General features: G+C 73.3%; 18 protein-coding genes and 2 pseudogenes. 10 read left to right on the top strand and 10 right to left on the bottom strand.

Going from position 1 to position 19,846, the window contains the following annotated elements:
- Nucleotides 1–109: 109 nt before the first annotated feature.
- The gene (locus ACFYMU_RS21870; protein ID WP_388375535.1) at nt 110–994 is read right to left on the bottom strand and encodes a ketose-bisphosphate aldolase; all 885 of its coding nucleotides are present in this window, start codon (nt 992–994) and stop codon (nt 110–112) included.
- A 61-nt stretch (nt 995–1,055) separates the two neighbouring features.
- The gene (locus ACFYMU_RS21865) at nt 1,056–1,958 is read right to left on the bottom strand and encodes an SIS domain-containing protein (protein ID WP_388375532.1); all 903 of its coding nucleotides are present in this window, start codon (nt 1,956–1,958) and stop codon (nt 1,056–1,058) included.
- A 121-nt stretch (nt 1,959–2,079) separates the two neighbouring features.
- On the opposite strand from ACFYMU_RS21865, the gene ACFYMU_RS21860 reads away from it, so the two are divergent.
- From ACFYMU_RS21860 to ACFYMU_RS21850, 3 genes are all read left to right on the top strand, one after another.
- Nucleotides 2,080–2,859: a DeoR/GlpR family DNA-binding transcription regulator gene (locus tag ACFYMU_RS21860; RefSeq protein WP_388375529.1), complete on the top strand. Its 780-nt coding sequence runs from the start codon at nt 2,080–2,082 to the stop codon at nt 2,857–2,859.
- A 97-nt stretch (nt 2,860–2,956) separates the two neighbouring features.
- Entirely contained in the window at nt 2,957–4,792 is a 1,836-nt protein-coding gene (locus tag ACFYMU_RS21855; RefSeq protein ID WP_388375527.1) for a glycoside hydrolase family 15 protein, read from the top strand.
- 174 nt (nt 4,793–4,966) lie between these two features.
- A complete protein-coding gene (locus ACFYMU_RS21850; RefSeq protein ID WP_388375524.1) occupies nt 4,967–6,160 on the top strand; it encodes an MFS transporter in 1,194 nt (397 codons plus the stop codon).
- A 124-nt stretch (nt 6,161–6,284) separates the two neighbouring features.
- On the opposite strand, the gene ACFYMU_RS21845 is transcribed toward ACFYMU_RS21850, so the two are convergent.
- Nucleotides 6,285–6,836: a DUF2231 domain-containing protein gene (locus tag ACFYMU_RS21845; RefSeq protein ID WP_388375521.1), complete on the bottom strand. Its 552-nt coding sequence runs from the start codon at nt 6,834–6,836 to the stop codon at nt 6,285–6,287.
- 246 nt (nt 6,837–7,082) lie between these two features.
- Between ACFYMU_RS21845 and ACFYMU_RS21840 the strand changes: the two genes are divergently transcribed.
- Nucleotides 7,083–7,823, top strand: a complete 741-nt coding sequence (locus ACFYMU_RS21840) for a maleylpyruvate isomerase family mycothiol-dependent enzyme (protein ID WP_388375518.1) — start codon at nt 7,083–7,085, stop codon at nt 7,821–7,823.
- An 18-nt stretch (nt 7,824–7,841) separates the two neighbouring features.
- On the opposite strand, the pseudogene ACFYMU_RS21835 reads toward ACFYMU_RS21840, so the two are convergent.
- Nucleotides 7,842–8,129: pseudogene (locus ACFYMU_RS21835) on the bottom strand (MarR family transcriptional regulator); the annotation flags it as partial.
- Between ACFYMU_RS21835 and ACFYMU_RS21830 the strand changes: the two are divergent.
- Together ACFYMU_RS21830 and ACFYMU_RS21825 are read left to right on the top strand one after the other, a co-directional pair.
- Nucleotides 8,128–8,498 (top strand): annotated as a pseudogene (locus ACFYMU_RS21830) (MFS transporter); the annotation flags it as partial. The pseudogenes ACFYMU_RS21835 and ACFYMU_RS21830 overlap by 2 nt on opposite strands.
- A 96-nt stretch (nt 8,499–8,594) precedes the next feature.
- Nucleotides 8,595–8,906: a DUF6332 family protein gene (locus tag ACFYMU_RS21825; protein ID WP_388375515.1), complete on the top strand. Its 312-nt coding sequence runs from the start codon at nt 8,595–8,597 to the stop codon at nt 8,904–8,906.
- Here the strand turns inward: ACFYMU_RS21825 and ACFYMU_RS21820 are convergent.
- From ACFYMU_RS21820 to ACFYMU_RS21810, 3 genes are all read right to left on the bottom strand, one after another.
- Nucleotides 8,867–9,532 (bottom strand): response regulator, encoded by a 666-nt coding sequence (locus tag ACFYMU_RS21820; RefSeq protein WP_388375512.1) that lies wholly within the window; start codon nt 9,530–9,532, stop codon nt 8,867–8,869. The two genes, ACFYMU_RS21825 and ACFYMU_RS21820, sit on opposite strands and share 40 nt — an antisense overlap.
- Nucleotides 9,529–10,779 (bottom strand): sensor histidine kinase, encoded by a 1,251-nt coding sequence (locus ACFYMU_RS21815; protein ID WP_388375510.1) that lies wholly within the window; start codon nt 10,777–10,779, stop codon nt 9,529–9,531. Before ACFYMU_RS21815 ends, ACFYMU_RS21820 begins: the two co-directional genes overlap by 4 nt.
- Before the next feature lie 161 nt (nt 10,780–10,940).
- Complete coding sequence (locus ACFYMU_RS21810; RefSeq protein ID WP_388375507.1) at nt 10,941–11,633, bottom strand: TetR/AcrR family transcriptional regulator; 693 nt, start codon at nt 11,631–11,633, stop codon at nt 10,941–10,943.
- Between the two features lie 219 nt (nt 11,634–11,852).
- Here ACFYMU_RS21810 and ACFYMU_RS21805 point away from each other — a divergent pair, with 219 nt between their 5' ends.
- Nucleotides 11,853–12,302 (top strand): nitroreductase family deazaflavin-dependent oxidoreductase, encoded by a 450-nt coding sequence (locus tag ACFYMU_RS21805; protein ID WP_388375505.1) that lies wholly within the window; start codon nt 11,853–11,855, stop codon nt 12,300–12,302.
- On the opposite strand, the gene ACFYMU_RS21800 is transcribed toward ACFYMU_RS21805, so the two are convergent.
- Entirely contained in the window at nt 12,292–13,524 is a 1,233-nt protein-coding gene (locus ACFYMU_RS21800; RefSeq protein ID WP_388375502.1) for a geranylgeranyl reductase family protein, read from the bottom strand. The genes ACFYMU_RS21805 and ACFYMU_RS21800 overlap by 11 nt on opposite strands.
- Nucleotides 13,525–13,714: 190 nt before the next feature.
- Here ACFYMU_RS21800 and ACFYMU_RS21795 point away from each other — a divergent pair, with 190 nt between their 5' ends.
- Together ACFYMU_RS21795 and ACFYMU_RS21790 are read left to right on the top strand one after the other, a co-directional pair.
- The gene (locus tag ACFYMU_RS21795; protein ID WP_388375499.1) at nt 13,715–15,070 is read left to right on the top strand and encodes a dipeptidase; all 1,356 of its coding nucleotides are present in this window, start codon (nt 13,715–13,717) and stop codon (nt 15,068–15,070) included.
- A 234-nt stretch (nt 15,071–15,304) separates the two neighbouring features.
- Nucleotides 15,305–15,733, top strand: a complete 429-nt coding sequence (locus ACFYMU_RS21790) for an MBL fold metallo-hydrolase (RefSeq protein WP_388375497.1) — start codon at nt 15,305–15,307, stop codon at nt 15,731–15,733.
- Nucleotides 15,734–15,963: 230 nt separating this feature from the next.
- Here the strand turns inward: ACFYMU_RS21790 and ACFYMU_RS21785 are convergent, their stop codons facing one another.
- Together ACFYMU_RS21785 and ACFYMU_RS21780 are read right to left on the bottom strand one after the other, a co-directional pair.
- Nucleotides 15,964–17,034, bottom strand: a complete 1,071-nt coding sequence (locus ACFYMU_RS21785) for an NUDIX domain-containing protein (RefSeq protein WP_388375494.1) — start codon at nt 17,032–17,034, stop codon at nt 15,964–15,966.
- 185 nt (nt 17,035–17,219) lie between these two features.
- Complete coding sequence (locus ACFYMU_RS21780; RefSeq protein WP_388375491.1) at nt 17,220–17,414, bottom strand: hypothetical protein; 195 nt, start codon at nt 17,412–17,414, stop codon at nt 17,220–17,222.
- A gap of 242 nt (nt 17,415–17,656) precedes the next feature.
- Here ACFYMU_RS21780 and ACFYMU_RS21775 point away from each other — a divergent pair, with 242 nt between their 5' ends.
- Nucleotides 17,657–19,690: an NPCBM/NEW2 domain-containing protein gene (locus ACFYMU_RS21775; protein ID WP_388375488.1), complete on the top strand. Its 2,034-nt coding sequence runs from the start codon at nt 17,657–17,659 to the stop codon at nt 19,688–19,690.
- Nucleotides 19,691–19,846 lie beyond the last annotated feature (156 nt).

The raw sequence follows: 19,846 nt of genomic DNA, 5'->3' as shown, positions 1-19,846 counted from the left end.
GTGGTTCGCACGTGCGGCCCGCGGCACGTCCGGCCCGCGGCGCGGCCGGACGCTCGCGGGCACGGCGGTGACCGCCTGCCGGACGGGCCGGTGCGCAACGGAGCCGGGCTCACGGAGAGACGCGCGCGGCCGCGTGCGTGCCACCGTCCCCGAGCACGGTGATCAGACGGGCCACGGTGCCGGCCATCGCCTCCCGTCCGGCCCCGAGATATCCGCGCGAGTCGACCGCCTCGGGGCGCGCGGCGAGGAACTCCCGGATCGCGCCGGTCATCGCGACGTTCAGGGCGGTCCCGATGTTGACCTTCGCGATACCGCCGGCGACCGCCGCCGCCAGTTCGTCGTCCGGCAGCCCGGACGAGCCGTGCAGCACGAGCGGTACGTCGAGCCCGGCGCTCAGCCGCTTGAGCAGGCCGTGGTCGAGTGCGGCCGTGCGGGTCGTCATGGCGTGCGTGCTGCCCACCGCGACGGCCAGGGCGTCGACCTGCGCATCCGCCACGAAGGCGGCGGCCTCGCCCGGGTCGGTCCGGGCGCCGGGGGCGTGCGGATCCGGCGGCGGTTCGCCGTTCTTGCCGCCGACCTGCCCCAACTCGGCCTCGATCCAGAGCCCGTGGGCGTGGGCCCAGTCGGCCGCGGCACGGGTGGCGGCGAGGTTCTCCTCGTAGGGCAGCCGGGCGGCGTCGTACATCACGGAGCTGAACCCGGCGTCGGGCGCCTGCCGGAGCAGTTCGTCGCTGTGGACGTGGTCGAGGTGCAGGGCGACCGGCACGGCGGCTCGTGCGGCCGCCGCCGCGGCGGCCCGGGCGAGCGGCAGCAGCCGCCCCTGGCGGAATCCGACGGTGTTCTCGCTGACTTGGAGCACGACCGGGGCGTCCACCGCCTCGGCGCCCGCAACCACCGCCTCGACGTGCTCGATGGTGATGATGTTGAACGCGGCGACGGCACCGCGCTCCGCGACGGCGGCGGCGACCAGCTCGCCGGTGGCTGCGAGGGTCATGACTCCTCCTTCTCCCCGAACCCGAACCCGAACCCGTCCACCCGCTCTTGTGCCCCGCCGCTCACCGGGCGTCCGTGCCGGCGGCGGGGGTCAGGACCACGGAGCGGGTCAGATGGCGCGGCCGGTCGGGGTCGAGGCCGCGGGCGGCGGCCAGGGCGGCCGCGAGCCGATGGACGCGGACGAGTTCGGCGAGCGGGTCGAGGCGCCCGGTCACCCACAACCCGCCGGTCTCCCGCACCTGTTCGGCGAGCCCCTCGGGCGCGTCGCCGAGCATCCAGGTGGCGGTCCCGCTGGTCGTGATGCTGATGGGGCCGTGCCGGTACTCCATCGCCGGATACGCCTCGGTCCACGCCTGCGCGGCCTCCCGCATCTTCAGCCCGGCCTCGTGCGCGAGCCCGACCGTCCAGCCGCGGCCGAGGAAGGTGAACTGCGAGCAGCCGGCGAGCCCTTCGGGCAGCGGCAGCTCCAGCGCCGTGCGGGCGTCGGCGACCACGGCGTCCCTGTGCAGGCCGAGGTGGGCGCGGAGCACGGTGAGGGCGGTGGTGGCGAACCGGGTCTGCACGACGGACCGTTCGTCCGCGTACTCGAGGACGACCAGGTCGTCGGCCACGTCCGCCACCGGCGTGCGCGGGTCGGCGGTGATCGCCGTGGTACGGGTCCCCCCGCCGAGCCGCCCGAGGAGTTCGAGGACCTCGGTGGTGGTGCCGGACCGGGTGAGGGCGACCACCCGGTCGTAGGCGCGTCCGTACGGGAACTCGGAGGCCGCGAAGGCGTCCGTCTCCCCCTGCCCGGCCCGCTCCCGCAGCACGGCGGCGGACTGCGCCATGAAGAAGGAGGTCCCGCATCCCACGATCGCCACGCGCTCCCCCACTCCGGGCAGCGCCTCCTTGTACGCGGTCGCCCCGGCGGCCGCGCGGGCCCAGCACTCGGGCTGGCTGGTCAGCTCGTCCTCGACATGTGTCATGCCGCACCCTCCGCTGTGATTGTTCATGCACGTTACTGCCCCTTTTCAAGCACGAGCAAGCATTCGTGACGCGATTGCGGTGCGTTAAGGTCACCCCGAGGCCGAGGAACGGAGAGTGCGGATGTCACGCGACGCCCGCTGGAAGGCACTGCTGGAGCTGCTCGTCGAGCGCGGCCGGCTGGATGTCGAGGAGGCGGCGGCCGAGCTGGAGGTGTCGGCCGCGACGATCCGCCGCGACTTCGACCGGCTGGCCGAGCAGCAGATGCTGGTGCGCACCCGGGGCGGCGCGGTGGTGCACGGCGTCTCGTACGAACTGCCGCTGCGCTACAAGACGGCCCGCCACGCCTCCCAGAAGCAGCGCATCGCCACCGCGGTCGCCGGCCTGATCGCCCCCGGCGAGGCGGTCGGGCTCACCGGCGGCACGACCACGACGGAGGTGGCACGGGCCCTGGCGGTGCGCGGCGACCTGACCTCAGGCTCCCCCGCGCTGACCGTCGTCACCAACGCGCTGAACATCGCCAACGAGCTGGCCGTACGCCCGCAGTTCAAGATCGTGGTGACGGGTGGGGTCGCGCGCCCGCAGTCGTACGAGCTCATCGGCCCGCTCGCGGACGGCGTCCTCGGCCAGATCACCGTCGATGTGGCCGTGCTCGGCGTGGTGGCGCTCGACGTCACGCACGGCGCGGCGGCGCACGACGAGGCGGAGGCCGCGATCAACCGCCTGCTGTGCGAGCGGGCCGAGCGGGTGGTCGTCGCCGCGGACTCCAGCAAGCTCGGGCAGCGCGCGTTCGCCCGGATCTGCCCGGTGGAGTCGGTGGACACCCTGGTCACGGACTCGGCGGCGGGACCGGAGACCGTACGGGGGTTCGAGGAGGCGGGGGTGCGGGTGGTCCTCGTCTGACGGAACGCACCCCGGTCGCCGCGCTCCCGGTGGCGCCGTCGCCCGCTGCGCCTAAGCTGGGATGCGCCGTGGCACGCCGGGTGGCAGGGAGGCCGCGATGGCCGAGACGCCGGTCGACCAGTACGGGCAGGATGCCTCCCGGTATCTGCCGATCGCCGAACACGGCCTGATCGGCGATATGCGGACCGTGGCCCTGGTGGGCTCCAACGGCACCATCGACTGGTACTGCTGCCCGGCGTTCGACGCCCCCAGCGTCTTCGCCTCGGTGCTGGACGCAGACCGGGGCGGCTGCTTCGAGCTCTCCGCGACCGTGCCGGCGCGCACAAAGCAGTTCTACTTCCCCGACACCAACGTCCTGATCACGAGGTTCTTCACCGAGGACGGCGTCGGCGAGGTGCAGGACTTCATGCCCGTCGGCGCGGGGTCGGTGGAGACCGAACGCCACCGGCTGATCCGGCGGGTGCTGTGCGTGCGCGGTGCCATCCCGTTCCGGGCACGGGTGGCCCCCCGGTTCCGCTACGGCACCCAGCCGCACACCGTTCGTGTGCTCGGCGACATCGCGGTCTTCGAGTCCGCCGACCTGTCGCTGGCCCTGACCGCCACCGTGGCCCTCGAAGGCGACGCCCTGGACGCCTGGGCGGACTTCAAACTCTCCGAGGGCGAGTCGGCGGTGTTCGCGCTGGACCAGGTCGGAGAGGACCTCGGGCCGCGCACATGCGCCCACAGGGAGGCGGAGGAGCAGTTCGGCACCACGGTGGCGTTCTGGCGGAAGTGGCTGTCCGCCTCGCGCTACCGCGGCCGGTGGCGGGAGATGGTGCACCGCTCCGCCCTCACGCTGAAGCTGCTCACCTACGCGCCGACCGGGGCGATCGTCGCCGCGCCGACGACCAGCCTCCCCGAGCGGCTCGGCGGCGAACGCAACTGGGACTACCGCTACGTGTGGGTGCGCGACGCGGCCTTCTGCGTCTACGCCCTGCTGCGCCTCGGTTTCACCGGCGAGGCGGAGGCGTTCATGCAGTTCGTGACCCGGCACATCACGTCCGGGGACGGCGGGCCGTCCGGACCGCTGCAGATCATGTACGGGATCGACGGCCGTACCGACCTCCCCGAGCACGAACTCGACCATCTGGAGGGCCATCGGGGGGCGGCGCCGGTGCGTATCGGCAACGCGGCCGCCGAACAGCTCCAACTCGACATCTACGGCGCCCTCATCGACTCGATCTACCTCTACGACAAGTGGGCGCAGCCCGTCTCCAGCGACCAGTGGGACCAGGTCTGCGCGCTGGTGGACTGGGTGTGCGCCCACTGGGACCAGCCCGACGAGGGCGTCTGGGAGACGCGCGGCGGCCGCAAGAACTTCCTGTACTCGCGGCTGATGTGCTGGGTGGCGATCGAGCGGGCCATCCGGATGGCCCGCCGCCGTGGTCTGCCCGCCGACCTGGTCCGCTGGCTGGACTGCCGTGACACGGTCTACCGGCGGATCATGCAGCGGGGCTGGTCCGCCGAACGCCAGGCGTTCGTGCAGCACGAGCAGGGCGATGTGCTCGACGCCTCGGTGCTCATGATGCCGCTGGCCAAGTTCATCGCACCCACCGATCCCAAGTGGCTGTCCACGCTGGACGCGCTCGGCCAGGAGCTGGTGTCCGACTCGCTGGTCTACCGCTACGACCCGAGGTCGAGCCCGGACGGTGTGCGAGGCGACGAGGGGACGTTCTCCATCTGCTCGTTCTGGTACGTCGAGGCGCTGGTCCGCGCCGGCCGCCTCGACGAGGCACGGCTGGCCTTCGAGAAGATGCTGACGTATGCCAACCATCTGGGGCTGTACGCCGAGGAGATCAGCCCCACCGGCGAGCAACAGGGCAACTTCCCGCAGGCGTTCACCCACCTCGGACTGATCAGCGCGGCATTCAACCTCGACCGGGCCCTGGGCTGACGACCGCGCCGCCGACCCGTCCACGGCCCGGGGACGGCAGCGGCTCATGGGGGACGACCCCCGGACCGCCCCCGCCGCCCGGGAGCGCACGGCGACAACTCCCTTGCCGGGGCCGCCGGGCGACTCTACCGTGACTTTGTGCCGCTAATAAACAAAGTCCGTTCGCACAGCGCCGTGCCGGACGACCGTCCGATCCGGCTCCGCCTCGCCCTGACCGCCTTCTTCGCCCTCGACGGCTTCGTCTTCGCCGGCTGGGTCGTCCGCATCCCCGCCGTCAAGGACCAGACCGGCGCATCCGCCGGCGCCCTCGGCCTCGCCCTCCTCTGCGTCTCCGCAGGCGCCGTGGTCACCATGACGCTCACCGGCCGCCTGTGCCGCCGCTACGGCAGCCATCCCGTCACCGTGATCTGCGCGGTCCTGCTCTCCCTGAGCGTCGCCCTGCCGCCGCTGACCCGTTCCGCGCCCGAACTCGGCGCCGCGCTGCTGGTCTTCGGCATGGCCTACGGCGGCATCAACGTCGCCTTCAACAGCGCCGCCGTCGATCTCGTCACCGCGCTCCGGCGGCCGATCATGCCCAGCTTCCACGCGGCGTTCAGCCTCGGCGGCATGACGGGCGCCGGGCTCGGCGGACTGGTCGCGAACTCCCTGTCCCCCGTGCGGCACCTCCTCGGGCTCACCGTCCTCGGCCTGCTCGTGACCGCGGTCGCCGGACGCGCCCTGCTGCGCCTGAAGCCGCCGGTGCCGCCGGTGCCGGTGCCGGTGCCCGCCGACCGGGTACGGCCGCCCGATGAGCGCGCCCCGCACCGCCTGGACGCCCGCACCCGGCGCATGGTGACGGTCTTCGGCCTGATCGCGCTCTGCACGGCCTACGGCGAGGGCGCGCTGGCGGACTGGGGGGCACTGCACCTGGAACAGGACCTCGGCGCGCACCCGGGTGTGGCGGCGGCCGGCTATTCCGGCTTCGCGCTCGCCATGGCCGTGGGCCGACTCGGCGGCACAGTCCTGCTGGAACGGCTCGGGCGGATGCGCACGGTGGTGTCGGGCGGGGCCACGGCGGCGGCCGGGATGCTCCTCGGCTCGCTCGCCCCCTCGGTGTGGGCGGCACTGCTCGGCTTCGCGGTCACCGGCCTCGGCCTCGCCAACATCTTCCCCGTCGCCGTGGAGCGCGCCGGCGCACTCGCGGGCCCCGGCGGGGTCGCCGTCGCCTCGACGCTCGGCTACGGCGGCATGCTGCTCGGCCCGCCCGCCATCGGGTTCATGACGGACTGGTACTCGCTGCCCGCCGCGCTGACGAGCGTGGCGGCACTGGCCGCGCTCGCCTCGGTGATCGGACACGGTGTACGCCGCGCGGCCGGCGCCCGCCCGTGATCAGGCCTCTCGGCCGGCGGCGGCCCGTGATCAGTCCTCTCGGCCGACACCCGCCCACGATCAGCCCTCCTCGGCCGGCGCCCGCCCACGATTCAGTCCTCCTCGGCCGACGCCCGCCCGTGATTCAGTCCTTCTCGGTCGGCTCGCCGGTCGAGAACCTGCCCTTCCAGACCGCCTTCGCCCCGGAGTCGCCGATCCGGTACGCCTGGACGACCGCGCCGACGCCCACCGCCAGGGCCAGCACCAGCACCACGACCCGCAGCGGAACGGATCCGGCCAGCCGGGCCCCGGCGGGCGCCCTGCCCCCGGTGGGACCGTCGACGACGTCCTCACCGTAGGGCCGTCGGCGGGCGGCGCGGCCCAGCCACCACACGACGGCCGTGAGCACCAGGAGGGCGATGACCCAGGGCGTCAGCCCCTCCCCCATCTCGGCGTGCGACTCCACCAGCGGGGTCTCCTTCACACGCTCCTCCAGCCACTCGCCGGATTCGGTGGTCAGCACCACCAGGGCGAGCGCGACCAGCCCCAGTACCGGAAGCAGCCACCCGAACCGCCGCGCCGTCGCGGGCCACACGGCGCACACGACGAGCGCCAGCGCCGTCAGCGGAACCAGCACGACCGAGCCGTGGACGAACAGAGGATGGCCGGGAAGGCCGTTGATCAGCCCGACGCTCACGGTGGTCTCTCCTTCGGCGACTACGCCGGACAACTCCGGCCGGGAGCTTACTTTTCCGTCATTCCACGCCTCAGTCACCGCAGCCGCGCGCGGCGTGCGCACGGATGGAGCAGTGCCGGCGAGGCCGGCCGAATGATCAGCACCCGGTGGCGGCGACCGCCCGGACGTGCCGTACCGGTTCGCCACGGCGCGCCTTCCCACCACCCGGCCTGCCGCACGGCGCGCCCCGTGCGGCACACTCACCCCATGGAGACTGCCGAGTTGATCGAGGCCCTGGAGCGGGAGGGCCGGCTGCTGGCCACCGCGGCCGAGGAGGCGGGCACGGACGCGACGGTACCGACCTGCCCGGAGTGGCAGGTCCGGGACCTGCTGCGGCACACGGGCATGGTGCACCGCTGGGCGGCGGCCTTCGTCTCCGAGCGGCACACCTCGTACCACCCCGACGGCGGCCTGCCGGACCTGGACGACGCCGACCTCGTGCCCTGGTTCCGGGAAGGCCACCGCCACCTCGTCGACACCCTCTCCGGCGCCGAGCCCGACGTGCGGTGCTGGCACTTCCTGCCGGCGCCCTCGCCGCTCGCGTTCTGGGCCCGTCGACAGGCCCACGAGACGGCTGTGCACCGGATCGACGCGGAGTCGGCGCGCGGTGGCACGCCCACCGGTGTCGCTCCGGCGTTCGCGGCCGACGGCATCGACGAGCTGCTGCACGGCTTCCACGCCCGCTCCAAGAGCCGGGTGCGCAGCGAGCAGCCGCGCGTGCTGCGGGTGCGGGCCACGGACACCGACGGCGCCGTGTGGACCGTGCGGCTGTCGGCGGAGCCCCCGGTGACCGAGGCGGGCGATACCGCGGACGCGGACTGCGAGGTGACCGGGCCCGTCGCGCAGCTGTATCTGTCGCTGTGGAACCGGATGCCGTTCCCGCACGTGGCCGGTGACACCTCGGTCACCGACCTGTGGCGCGAGAAGTCCGCTGTGGTCTGGGCCTGAGCACGCGGGGCGAGGCCGTCAGCCGCTCAGCATCCGCGTCAGCACCGCGCGCTGCACCGGCCGCACCTCGCCGTGCAGCGCGCTCCCCCTCGCCGTGAGGGCGACGCGCACGCCCCGCCGGTCCTCCGGGCACAGGGTGCGCTCGACGGGCCCGTCCTTCTCCAGTCGGGCGATCAGCCGCGACAACGCGCTCCGACTCGGATGGACCCGCTCGGAGATCTCCTGGACGCGCAGGGCGCGGGGGCCGCCGTGCTCCGGCGGCGCCGAGAGGACGTCGAGCACCTCGAAGTCGCTGGGGCACAGGCCGAGCATGCTGCTGATCGGGGCGGCCTGCGCGCTGGTCTTCCCCTCGCTCAACATCCAGGCCACTAACGGGGTGGAGGACCACGAGCAGGGCATGGTCTCCGGCCTGCTCAACACCTCGGTCCAGGTGGGCGGCGCCGTCTTCCTGGCGGTGGTGACCGCCGTGGTGACCGCGCGCACGCCCGCGCACGCCTCGCCGCAGGCCGTGCTCGACAGCTACCGGCCGGCTTGATCGTGGTCACGGGCATCGCGGCGGCGGGCCTGCTGATCACCCTCACGGGAGTGCGTACCCGCCGCACCCGGCGGTCCGTCGTGGTCGCCCGGTCCCGTCGGGAGCAGACGGAGGCGGAGCCCGTGGCGGTCCGCGACTGAGGCGGGGGACGCGAAAGCACCCGAGGGTCGCGCAGCGCCCGGACGGGCCGGGCGGGTCGGTTGCCGCGCCGGGCACACGCCTGTTTGACTCGGACCATGGAGAACCATGGGGGACGTTCGCTCCGGGCCCGCGGCCGGCGCACCCAGGCGGAGCGGGACGCCGTCACCGTCGAGATCGGATACGGGCTGTGCAGCGCGGTGTTCGCGGCGGCCCTGGCGTTCGGGGCCGTGGCGGGGCCCGCCTTCGCCTTCGACCTGTCGCACGGCGTGCGGCGCACGCTGATCGTCTCGGCGGCCACCGTGGCCTGCACACTCTTCGTGGTCCGCGTCGTCAGCGTGCTGGCGCGTTTCGGGCGCGGCCCCGGGACTCAGCCCAGCCAGCCCGGCCGCACCAGCCCCGACTCATAGGCCAGGACGACGAGTTGGGCCCGGTCGCGGGCGCCCAGCTTGACCATGGTGCGGCTGACATGGGTCTTGGCCGTGAGCGGGCTGACGACCAGCCGCCGGGCGATCTCGTCGTTGGACAGTCCGATGCCGACCAGGGCCATCACCTCCCGTTCCCGCTCGGTGAGTTCGGCGAGCGACACGGCGGCCGCGGGCTCCTTCGAGCGGGCCGCGAACTCGGCGATCAGCCGCCGGGTGACACCCGGTGACAGCAGGGCGTCCCCTGCGACCACCGCCCGCACGGCGCGCAGGAGTTCTTCCGGCTCGGTGTCCTTGACCAGGAATCCGGAGGCGCCGGAGCGGATCGCCTCGAAGACGTACTCGTCCAGCTCGAACGTGGTCAGCATGACCACCTTCACGTCCTCCAGTGCCGGATCCCCGGTGATGCCGCGGGTCGCGGCGAGCCCGTCGACCAGCGGCATGCGGATGTCCATCAGCACGACATCGGGACGCAGCGCGCGCACCTGGCGCAACGCCTCGCCGCCGTCGGCGGCCTCCCCGGCCACCTCGATGTCCGGCTGCGCGTCGAGCAGCGCCCGGAACCCGGCCCTGACCAGGGACTGGTCGTCGGCGAGCAAGACCCGGATCACCGGTCCTCCTTCCTGTTCGAGCCGCCCCGGAGCGACTCCTCGGACGACACCGTCAACGGCAGCACCGCCAGCACCCGGAACCCGCCGCCGGGGTGCGGGCCCGCCTCGATCGAGCCGCCGAGGGCCGCGGCCCGTTCCCGCATCCCGGCCAGGCCGTTGCCGCTGCCGCCCGCGTCGGCTCCCGTCGGGGGTCCGTCGTCGTCGACACGCAGGCGCAGCGTGCCGTTCGCGCAGTCGACGCGCACGCGAGCGTGCCGCGAACCGGAGTGCCGTACGACGTTGGTGAGGGCCTCCTGGACGATGCGGAACGCCGCGAGGTCGGTGCCCGGCGCGAGCCTCGGCGCCGCGCCGTCGACCGTGACCGTGAGCCCGGCGCCGGCGGCCTGCTCGACGAGTTCCCCCAGCCGCCCGAGCCCGGGGGCCGGCGCGCGCGGCGCGTCACCGGGGGCGCGGAGCGTGTCGAGCACCTGGCGCACCTCCCCGAGCGCCTCCTTGCTGGCCGCCTTGATGGTGGTGAGCGCCGTGCGCGCCTGTTCCGGATCGGAGTCGAGCAGCGCAAGACCCACGCCCGCCTGGACGTTGATCACGGAGATGCTGTGGGCCAGCACGTCGTGGAGTTCGCGGGCGATGCGCAACCGCTCCTCGTCCGCGCGCCGCCGCGCGGCCTGGGCCCGTTCGGCCCGCTCGCGCACCCACTGCTCCCGCCGGATCCGCACCAGTTCCGCCACGGCGACGATGGCCACCACCCAGGTGGCGATGATCAGTTCCTGCCCCCAGGAGGCGGCCGCGTCGCCGGCCGGCGGAAGCCATCGGTACAGCCAGTGCGCCACCAGGACGTGCCCGGCCCAGAACATCCCGCCGGCCGTCCACACGGCCGTGCGGTGGCCGGCGACCAGGGCGCTGAAACAGGCGACGGCGACGGTGAGGAAGACGGGGCCGTACGGGTGTCCGGCCCCCAGATAGACCATGGCGGCCGCGGCCGTGACGAACACGACGGGCACGGGATGCCGTTGCCGCCACAGCAGCGCCCCCGCGGCCACGAGGAGCAACAGATGTGCCACGAGGCCGAGCTGGGCGCGATCACCCCGCTGATCGTGCGCCGAGACGTGCGAACCGATGACCACGAACGCGGTGAGCAGCACCGTGGACCGCCAGGGCAGGCGGGAGCCGCGGGGTGCGTCGTGCCTCCAGTGCCCCCACGGCGGCCCGGGCCACCGCCGGCCCGTCTCCGCGTGCTGCTCCTCCATGGGATGCACGCTAGACGCTGCCGGCCGCGGACGACGTCGCCCCGGCGAGGTGATCACACGTACTCCCCGGGGAGTACGTCCTCTCCCGATCACTGGTGGGCCGATCGGGGCCGTCCCCTTCCCCGCGCCCCCGCCCGGTCCCGGTCCCCAGCAGCAGCGCCCTAAGGGAACACCAGGCCCACGTTGTGCGCGAGTTGCGCCGCCGCGTGCCGGAAGAACACCTCGCGCTCCTCCACGACCTTGTTGAAGTGCCCGAACAGCTCGAACCCGACCAGTCCGTACAGCTGTGCCCAGGAGGCGACCAGGGCGGCGACCACCTCCGGCGGCAGGTCGGCCGCGTGGTCGGCGGCCATGCGCCGCGCCTCGGGCGCCAGCTCGGCGGGCAGGGGAGGGCGGGCCACGCCCCGCTGCCGGTGGGCGTCACGCACGATGCCGATCAGGAGCAGTGCCACGCGGGACGCGGCAGGGATGGTGGTGTCGGGCGCGGAGTACCCGGGCACGGGCGACCCGTAGATCAGCGCGTACTCGTGCGGATGCGCCAGCGCCCACGTTCGCACGGCCTCGCACACGGCGACCCACCGCCGCGCGGGGGCGAGGGTGCCGGCCTCGGCGTGCGCGGCCTCGGCGGCCTCCCCCAGGGAGTCGTAGGCGTCGATGATGAGCGCCGTGAGCAGGTCGTCGCGGCTGGGGAAGTAGCGGTAGAGGGCGGAGGAGACCATGCCGAGCTCGCGGGCGACGGCCCGCAGCGAGAGTCTGGCGGCGCCTTCCGCGGCGAGCTGCCGGCGCGCCTCGTCCTTGATGGCGGCGGTGACCTCGATCCGGGCGCGGGCGCGGGCTCCTCGTGCTGTGCTCATGAAGGCAGTGTGACACGAAGTCGGAGCAGTGCACACAAAGGAGAGCGGTGCTCCGCGAAGAGAGCGATGCTCACCGCAAATCGCCACGCGCCCACCATGACCGGAACCGGGAGCGCCGCACACGACCGAGAGCACTGCTCTTGCTTTGGAGCACCGATCTCGCGCATACTGCTCTCGTTCGAGAGCACTGCTCACACTTTTCTGCCAGGAGGACGCTCCATGTCCACGCACGTTCAGAAGCCCGGCTGGTTCACGGTCAACATCCTCAACCGCGCCGTGGCCTGGATGACCCGCCGTGGCATCAGCGTCTGGGGCTCCCGCGTGCTGGCGGTCCGCGGCCGCAAGAGCGGCCAGTGGCGGACCACCCCCGTCAACCTGCTGACCGTGGACGGCCGGCAGTACCTGCTCGCCCCCCGCGGCCACGTCCAGTGGACCCACAACATGCGGGCCGCCGGCGGCGGCGAACTGCGGCTCGGCAGTCACGTGGACGTGTTCACCGCGACCGAGGTCGCCGACGACGACAAGGTTCCGCTCCTGCGCGCCTACCTCAAGCGCTGGAAGGCCGAGGTCGGGGTCTTCTTCAACGGGGTCGGCCCCGATTCGCCGGAGGCCGACCTGCGCCGCATCGCCCCCGACCACCCCGTCTTCCACATCACGATCACGAGCTGACCGCGTCGCCGGCGGGCCCGCGGTCCAGCGCGGACAGGGCGCGCTGGGCGATCGGGCGGGTGCGGACCATCTCCCCCAGGGACGTGGCGCCCTGCGTGATGTCCTTGAACGCCTTCCAGGCGGGGCGGAATCCGGTGAGTGCAGCGTGGAAGAGTCCGGGCCGGCGCTCGAACACGTTCAGCAGCCGCCTGCCGACGCTCATCTCGACGCCCAGGCCGGCCTTGACGGCGAACGCGTAGTTCAGGGCCTGCCTGCGCGTGTCCACCGCGTCGTGCGCCTCGGCGATCCGTACCGCCCACTCACCTGCCAGCCGTCCCGACCGCAGCGCGAACGAGATCCCCTCACGGGTCCACGGCTCCAACAGCCCTGCCGCGTCCCCGCACACCAGCACCCGTCCCCGCGACAGCGGCGAGTCGTCGGCGCGGCAGCGCGTCAAGTGCCCCGACGAGAGGCTCGGTTCGAAGCCTGCGAGGCCGAGCCGGGCGATGAAGTCCTCCAAGTACCGCTTGGTCGCGGCGCCTTCACCCCGGGCGGAGATCACACCCACCGTGAGCGTGTCCCCCTTCGGGAACACCCAGCCGTAGCTGCCTGGCATCGGCCCCCAGTCGATGAGCACCCGTCCCCGCCAGTCCTCGGCGACGGTCTCGGGGACCGGGATCTCCGCCTCCAGACCCAGGTCGACCTGGTCGAGCTTCACGCCGACGTGCGCCCCTATCCGGCTGGCGCTGCCGTCCGCGCCGACCACGGCCCGGGCCAGCAGTGTCTCGCCGCCCTGCAGCACCACGGCGACCGTGCGGCGGTCGGGCACCGCCGAGCCGTGCTGCTCGACGCGCGAGACCGCCGTGCCGGTGCGCAGCTCCGCGCCGGCCTTCTGGGCGTGCTCGACGAGTTGCTGGTCGAACTCGGGGCGGTTGATCAGCCCGAACAGCATCTGCCGGGAGCGACGGGTGCGCGTGAAGCGGCCGTTGTTGGAGAAGGTGACCGCGTGCACCCGGTCGCGGAGCGGCAGTTCGAAGCCGGGTGGCAGGGCATCGCGCGAGGGGCCGATGATGCCGCCGCCGCACGTCTTGTAGCGGGGCAGTTCCGCCTTCTCCAGCAACAGCACGCTGCGGCCCGCGACCGCGGCCGCGTACGCCGCCGAGGCCCCCGCAGGCCCCGCGCCCACCACGACGACGTCCCACACCCGCTGCACGCCGTCCGCCGAAGAGTTCTCGCTGCTCACGATGGTCTACTGCTCCCGATCAAGCCGACTGCCGCACCTGTCTCCCGCATACTACGGCGGGTATCGCCGCAGGCCGCTGTGGGAGGATCGGCTCGGTATGCGCTCTGCACCCCAGGAGGCGCCTACACCCGCAGGACCGTACACACAGAAGTACCGACCGGTACACCATCGCACCCACAAGGAGCGTGCCATGTCGTCGAATCCGATCGCCGGGACCGTCGCCTCGCTGATCCCCCGGGCGAGGGAGGAGCTCACCGAACTGGTGGCCTTCAGGTCGGTGGCGGACTTCGACCAGTTCCCGAGGAGCGAGAGCGAGGACGCCGCGCGCTGGGTCGCCGACGCGCTGCGCGCCGAGGGCTTCCAGGACGTGGCGTTGCTCGACACCCCGGACGGCACGCAGTCGGTGTACGGCCACCTGCCCGGCCCGCAGGGCGCCAAGACGGTTCTGCTGTACGCGCACTACGACGTGCAGCCGCCGCTCGACGAGTCGGCGTGGACCACCCCGCCCTTCGAGCTGACCGAGCGCGACGGGCGCTGGTACGGGCGGGGCGCGGCCGACTGCAAGGGCGGCCTCGTCATGCATCTGCTGGCGCTGCGCGCGCTCAAGGCGAACGGCGGCGTGCCCGTGCACGTGAAGGTGATCGTCGAGGGCTCGGAGGAACAGGGCACGGGCGGTCTCGAGCGGTACGCCGAGCAGCACCCGGACCTGCTCGCGGCGGACGCCGTCGTCATCGGCGACACGGGCAACTTCCGTGCCGGGCTGCCGACGGTCACCTCCACGCTGCGCGGCATGACCCTCGTCCGCGTGCAGGTCGACACGCTCGAGGGCAACCTGCACTCCGGCCAGTTCGGCGGGGCCGCGCCCGACGCGCTGGCCGCGCTCATCCGGGTCCTGGACTCGCTGCGGGCCGAGGACGGTTCGACGACCGTCGAGGGACTGGCCGGCGAGGCGCGGTGGGACGGCCTCGAGTACGACGAAGGGCAGTTCCGCGACGACGCCAAAGTGCTCGACGGCGTCCAGCTGATCGGCTCAGGCTCGGTCGCCGACCGCCTCTGGGCGCGCCCCGCCGTGGCCGTGCTCGGCATCGACTGCCCGCCGGTCGTGGGCGCGACCCCGTCCGTGCAGGCGAGTGCCCGCGCGCTGGTCAGCCTGCGGGTGCCGCCGGGGGTCGACGCGGCGGAGGCGAGCAAGCTGCTCGAGGCCCACCTGCAGGCACACACGCCGTGGGGTGCCCGGGTGACCACGGAACAGATCGGGCAGGGGCAGGCGTTCCGTGCGGACACCTCGAGCCCGGCCTACACGGCGATGGCCGAGGCGATGGCGGTCGCGTATCCGGGCCGGCGGATGCAGCACGCGGGCCAGGGCGGCTCCATCCCGCTGTGCAACACCCTCGCGTCGCTGTATCCGCGGGCGGAGATCCTCCTCATCGGGCTCAGCGAGCCGGGGGCGCAGATCCACGCGGTCGACGAGAGCGTGTCCCCCGACGAACTGGAGCGCCTGTCGGTGGCGGTGGCCCTGTTCCTCCGCACCTACGCGGCGAGCTGAGTGAGACGCTCTGCCACCGGCTGAGGCCCCTCGCCCGCCGGCGGGGGGGGCTGCCCAGGGTCGTCCCATGGACGTCGTCGCGCTTCTCCCCCGTCTTCATCTGCTGCGGTTCCCGGTCGGCCAGGCACATCTCTGGCGCGACGCGGACGAGTCGACGCCTGTCGACGCCGGGCCGAGGGGCTCCGGCGAGGCGGTCGCCCGGGCGGTCGTCTCGCTCGGTCTGCCCCTGCGGCGGTGCGGCGGATCGTGCTCACCCACTTCCACGAGGACCACGCGGGCGGGGCGGGCGAGTTCGCCGCGCTCAGCGGCGCCGAGGTGCTGGTCCACCGCCGGGACGCGCCCATGACGCGGGGGGAGGTCCAAGGGCCGCCGCCGGTCCTTGAGGAAGGGGAGCGCCCGATCCACGCGGGCGCAGCGTCAGGGCAGGCGGCGCGGCACCTTCCCCGGGGTGACATCGTGCGTCCGGGGAGCGTCACGGAGCTGTCCGGCGGCGAGGTCCTCGGCTTCGGCGGCGGCGCCCGCGTCATCCCCACCCCCGGCCGTACGCACGGCAGCGCCGCCGTGCATCTCCCCGAGCACGGTGTGTTCCATGGCGATCCGGTGGTCGGACGGGCCGCGGCCGCGCTGCGGGCTTCCGCCGACCGGTACTCCGCGGCACCCTGACGACGGAGCCGTGCAGCGCTCCGCGTGCTTCCCGCGCCCGCGGCGTCACCGCCCCGGCCCTCACCCCGGCCCTCGTCCCGGTCCTCGTCCCGGTCCTCGTCCCCGCCCCACGCAGCGCGGTTCCCGGTTCATGCCGGGCCGGCGCGAATTCGGCCGGGTGCGTCTCCGGGGCCGCACGTTCCGGGCAGAGCTTCCGGCCCGAGACGGCAGCGCCGGACGCACCGCCGGTCTCACGCGCCATCGGGACTCTCGGCCGCGGTCCAGCCGTGCGGCACGCCCGCCTCCAGGTAGAGTGCCGCGCCTCGTTCACGGGCCCGCAGCGCCCAGCGGAGCCGCGCGTAGCGCACCGGGGGAAGGAGATCGGCCGCTTCCGCCTCGGTGACGAACCGCCACTCGCGCAGTTCGGGCCCGGGCAGCAGGAGGCGGCCGGCTTCGCCGCTGTCGAGCCGGCCGCCGTCGAAGAGGAGGCGCAGCCCCCCGTAGCCGGGCGGCGCGGGCGGCTCCCAGTCCACGACGAGGAGCCGGGGAACCTCCTCGAGCGTGATGCCGGTCTCCTCGGCGACCTCGCGCATGCCCGCGCGGGCGGGGGCCTCACCGGGTTCCACGACGCCGCCGGGGAACTCCCAGCCGGCCTTGTAGGTGGGGTCGACGAGCAGCACGCGGTCCTGCTCGTCGAAGAGGAGCACACCGGCGGCGACGGTCTCCGCGGTCGGCTCCGGGGTCTGCACGATGTCGCAGACGGGCGCGTCACCGCTGCGGACGGCGTCGGCGATCCGCAGGGCGGTCTCGTACGGGGTGAGGGCGCTGCTGTCGACGGGGTGCGCGTCGGCGGCGAGCCAGCCGGCCAGGGCGGCGTGGTAGGGCTCGATGTGGTCGTAGGACCACTGACGCACCCGCATCTCCCCGTCGGGAAGGTCGGGTGGAACCTCCCGGCCGGCTATCCGCTCGCGCAGGATCGTTTCGGCCGGGGCGAGCAGTACATGGCGCACGGGGATGCGCCGGGCGGCGAGGCCGCCGAAGATCTCGTCGCGGTACTCCTGGCGCAGCAGGGTCATCGGAACCACGAGGACACCGCCGAGTTCGCCCAGCATCGCGGCGGCGGTGTCGATCACGAGCCGTCGCCAGATCGGCAGGTCCTGGAAGTCGCCGACCTCGGCGAGGCGTTTGGGCGGCAGCAGGTGCGCGAGCGCTTCGCCGATGACCTCGGGGTCGAAGAGCGTGCTGTTCGGGATCAGTTCGATCAGTTCCCGTGCGGTTGCCGTCTTCCCCGCACCGAACGCACCGTTGATCCAGACGATCACGGTTCCCCCTCTTCTGTTGGCCCCCTGTGGCTTGCCCGCTCCAGCCTGCCACGGAAACCCGGCGCTGATGAGGGCGCGTCGGGCGACAGGCGTGCCGCGGCGGCGACCACGCCCGGGTACCCGGCGTGCCCGCGGCGCCGGTGCCCCGGGAGCGGGGGCACCGGCGCCGCGGGCACGGGCGGTCGTCAGCCGTTCTGTCCTGGGGCGTCCTCGTCCGTGGCGAGGCCGTCCTGGCCGAGGGTGTGGTCGACGGCGCTCAGGGTGTCCCTGACGTTCAGATCGCCGGTCCCCTCGTGGTCGGCGGCGTGGGACGGCGTGACGGCGGCCACGACGAAGCCGGTGGCGAGGGAGGCGATGGCGAGCATGCTGCGCTTCTTCATGCGCTGTTCAACTGCGGAATCCGGCAGGGGTCACGCACGCCGCCGAGCAGAAGCGAGCACCGCCGTCACGCCCCGGGGTGAGGACACGCTCGGCGTACGGAGTTCGTCCGGTGTCCGACGAGCCATCGAACAAACACGACCACTCCTCTTCCGACAGACTCCAACACGTCCTACCGTAAGCGCGCACGGTTGACGCGGGCATGCAGGCTCCCCAACGGTCGTGAAGACGGAGGAACGTAACGATGCGTCACCTTCTCATCCGCACCATCCGCCGACGTGTGGTCGGCACGCTCGCCGCAGGGCTGCTGTCCACGATCGGGGTCGTCGCGCCGGCCCTCGCCGCGCCCGCTGCGGCACCGGTCGCACCACGACTCGCCGACGGCCTCGCCCTCACTCCCCCCATGGGCTTCAACAACTGGAACTCCACCCACTGCCGGGCCGAGTTCAACGAGTCGATGGTCAAGGGGATCGCCGACATCCTCGTCGAGAAGGGCCTCAGGGACGCCGGATACCAGTACGTCAACCTCGACGACTGCTGGGCCCTGCCGTCGCGGGACGCGAACGGCAGGCTCGTGCCCGACCCGGTGCGCTTTCCCGGCGGGATCGAAGCCGTGGCGGACTACGTCCACTCCAAGGGGCTCAAGCTCGGGATCTACACCAGCGCGGGCACCAGGACGTGCGACAGCGCCGGTTTCCCGGGCGCGCTCGGTCATGAGTACGGCGACGCGCAGCAGTTCGCCGACTGGGGCGTGGACTACCTGAAGTACGACAACTGCAACAACCAGGGCGTGGACGCCGAACAGCGCTACACGACGATGCGTGACGCCCTCGCGGCCGCCTCGCGGTCCACGGGGCGTCCGATCGTCTACAGCATCTGTGAGTGGGGGGAGAACAAGCCCTGGGAGTGGGCGCCGGACGTCGGACATCTGTGGCGCACCACGGGCGACATCAGTGACAACTGGGGCTCGATGCTGTCGATCCTCAAGCAGAACCTGCCGCTCGCGCCGTACGCGGGCCCCGGGCACTGGAACGACCCGGACATGCTGGAGGTGGGCAACGGCGGGATGACCGACACCGAGTACCGCACCCACTTCTCCATGTGGTCGATGGTGGCCGCGCCCCTTCTCATCGGATCCGACCTGCGCAAGGCGTCGCCGGCGACCCTCGGCATCGTCGGCGACAAGGAGGTCGTCGCCGTCGACCAGGACCCGCTGGGGAAGCAGGGCACGGTGGTCTCCTCCGAGGGCGGGCGCTGGGTGGTCGCCAAGGAGATGAAGGACGGCAGCCGGGCGGTGGCCCTCTTCAACGAGACGGGCAGCGCGCAGCGGATCGCCACGACCGCCGCGGCCGTCGGCCTGCCGCAGGCGAGCGGCTACACGCTGCGCGACCTGTGGCGGCACAGGAGTTACAACACCGCGGGCACGATCTCGGCGACGGTGCCCGCGCACGGCACGTTCCTCGTCCGCGTCACCGCCGACCGGCACTGGGCGCAGCACCCGCCCGCGGTCGATCTCGCCCTGGACGGCGCCCCGTTGGTCGAGGCGGGCAGGACGGCGACCCTCACCTCGGCGGTGACCGACCTCGGCCGTACACCGGCCGGGCGCGTGTCCGTGTCGCTGACCGGGCCCGAGGGGTGGACGGTGCGGGCGGTGTCGGGGACGTCCGCGCGCGTCCTGCGGACGGGCCGCACCCTGCGCACCTCGTGGCGGGTGACGGCACCCCGGGGCACGGAGACGGGACCGTACGCCCTGACGCTGAGGACGGCCTACCGGTCGCCGACGGGGGCATCGGCGCAGAGCCTGGTACCGGTCACGGCGACCGTCGTCGTGCCACCGCCCGCGGGGACCTCGTACCTCGGCGACCTGCCGTGGATCTCCGCCGCCAACGGCTACGGCCCGGTCGAGCGCAACACCAGCAACGGGGAGAGCGCCGCCGGTGACGGTCACCCCCTCACGCTCGGCGGCGTCGTGTACGCCAAAGGGCTCGGTGCGCACGCCGGGAGCGACATCGCGTACTACACGGGCGGGTCGTGCGGGACGGTCACGGCGGACGTCGGCGTGGACGACGAGAAGGGCGGAGCCGGCACGGTCGCCTTCGAGATCTGGGCGGACGGCACGAAGGCCGCCTCCACCGGGGTGCTGACCAACGCGATGCCCGCGCAACCGCTCAGCGCCGACGTGGCGGGTGCCCGCGTGGTCCGCCTCGTCGTCACCGACGGGGGCGACGGCATCGACTCGGACCACGCGGACTGGGCGGACGCGAAGCTGAGCTGCTGAGCGCCGTCGAGGAAGTGTCCCCGCCGCAGCCGCGCCGGGGACGCGTCCTCCGCGCACCGGGACGTCTCCCGCGCGGACACGCCGCCCCGGCGGGCACGGCCCCGGAGACGCGAGGCGGCGGCCCGCCACGCCGCAGACGCGAGGCAGGGCCCGCCA

It is taken from the genome of Streptomyces sp. NPDC007264 (assembly GCF_042869095.1).
Taxonomy (GTDB): domain Bacteria; phylum Actinomycetota; class Actinomycetes; order Streptomycetales; family Streptomycetaceae; genus Streptomyces.
Note: the sequence above shows the minus strand (reverse complement) of the source record. Positions and strands in the feature narration are given on the sequence as shown.

Bases quoted from the DNA above. Each gene is read 5' to 3' on its own strand.
- ACFYMU_RS21870 (WP_388375535.1), bottom strand. From the start codon at position 994: ATGACCCTCGCAGCCACCGGCGAGCTGGTCGCCGCCGCCGTCGCGGAG.
- ACFYMU_RS21865 (WP_388375532.1), bottom strand. From the start codon at position 1,958: ATGACACATGTCGAGGACGAGCTGACCAGCCAGCCCGAGTGCTGGGCC.
- ACFYMU_RS21860 (WP_388375529.1), top strand. From the start codon at position 2,080: ATGTCACGCGACGCCCGCTGGAAGGCACTGCTGGAGCTGCTCGTCGAG.
- ACFYMU_RS21855 (WP_388375527.1), top strand. From the start codon at position 2,957: ATGGCCGAGACGCCGGTCGACCAGTACGGGCAGGATGCCTCCCGGTAT.
- ACFYMU_RS21840 (WP_388375518.1), top strand. From the start codon at position 7,083: ATGGAGACTGCCGAGTTGATCGAGGCCCTGGAGCGGGAGGGCCGGCTG.
- ACFYMU_RS21825 (WP_388375515.1), top strand. From the start codon at position 8,595: ATGGAGAACCATGGGGGACGTTCGCTCCGGGCCCGCGGCCGGCGCACC.
- ACFYMU_RS21815 (WP_388375510.1), bottom strand. From the start codon at position 10,779: ATGGAGGAGCAGCACGCGGAGACGGGCCGGCGGTGGCCCGGGCCGCCG.
- ACFYMU_RS21810 (WP_388375507.1), bottom strand. From the start codon at position 11,633: ATGAGCACAGCACGAGGAGCCCGCGCCCGCGCCCGGATCGAGGTCACC.
- ACFYMU_RS21805 (WP_388375505.1), top strand. From the start codon at position 11,853: ATGTCCACGCACGTTCAGAAGCCCGGCTGGTTCACGGTCAACATCCTC.
- ACFYMU_RS21795 (WP_388375499.1), top strand. From the start codon at position 13,715: ATGTCGTCGAATCCGATCGCCGGGACCGTCGCCTCGCTGATCCCCCGG.
- ACFYMU_RS21780 (WP_388375491.1), bottom strand. From the start codon at position 17,414: ATGAAGAAGCGCAGCATGCTCGCCATCGCCTCCCTCGCCACCGGCTTC.
- ACFYMU_RS21775 (WP_388375488.1), top strand. From the start codon at position 17,657: ATGCGTCACCTTCTCATCCGCACCATCCGCCGACGTGTGGTCGGCACG.